This is a genomic window from Streptomyces sp. 5-10 (assembly GCF_014712245.1).
Lineage (GTDB): Bacteria > Actinomycetota > Actinomycetes > Streptomycetales > Streptomycetaceae > Streptomyces > Streptomyces violaceusniger.
Genome location: NZ_JACVYG010000209.1, coordinates 1 through 879 on the forward strand (window position 1 = coordinate 1; position 879 = coordinate 879).

The window sequence follows — 879 nt, forward strand, 5'->3', positions numbered from 1 at the left end:
CGTCGTCCTCTGCAGCGACCGCTCGTACGACCACTGCCGTCGGCGCTTCGTCGCGGGCGCCCAGCGCCGCCACGTCGGCGGCGGTGGCGACCGGTGCCCAGGACGGCACCGACGCCGCCGTTCGCGTGGTCGCGGCGGGCAGCTCGGTCCACTCCACACCGAACAGCGCGTCGTCGCCCGCCGCACCGGCCGCCGCCTCCAGCTGCTCGGCGGAGACCTCCCGGAACACGAGCGAGTCCGTGGTCAGGACGAGACCGCCGGTCTCGTCGGCAGCCTGCAACGACACCGCGTCTGGCCCGGACGGCGCCACCCGCACCCGCAACGCCGAAGCACCGGTGGCGTGCAGCGCCAGGCCGTTCCAGGCGAACGGCAGCACGGTCCGGGACCGGTCCGCTCCGTCAGGGGCGTCGACCGGCTGGACGAACCCGTTGGAGTGCAGGGCNGCGTCCAACAGGGCGGGGTGGATGCCGAACCTGGTGGCGCTGTCCCGCTGCTCCTCCGGCAGGGCGATCTCGGCGAAGACCTCCTCGCCGCGCCGCCACACCGCACGCAGGCCCTGGAACGCAGGGCCGTACGTGTAGCCCACCCGGATCAGACCCGCGTAGAAGCCGTCGATGTCCACCTCGACCCGCTCGGCGGCGGGCGGCGGCCAGGCGGTGAAGTCGACCGTCGCGGCACGCACGGCGGCCTCCCTCACCAGCCGGCCGGTCGCGTGGCGGATCCACGCGTCGGCGCTGCTGTCTTCCGTGCCCGCGTCACGGGCCGAGTAGATGTCGACGGCGCGTGCGCCGTTCTCGTCGGGGCCGCCGACTGCGACCTGGACACGGACACCGCCCTGCTCGGGCAGGACGAGCGGCGCCTCGATGACCAGCTCCTCCA

General features: G+C 74.5%; 1 protein-coding gene. It reads right to left on the minus strand.

From position 1 onward, the window contains the following. Positions 1-697: polyketide synthase dehydratase domain-containing protein (locus IEJ02_RS47845; RefSeq protein WP_498067151.1), on the minus strand; the 697-nt coding region annotated here is incomplete at its 3' end. Positions 698-879 lie beyond the last annotated feature (182 nt).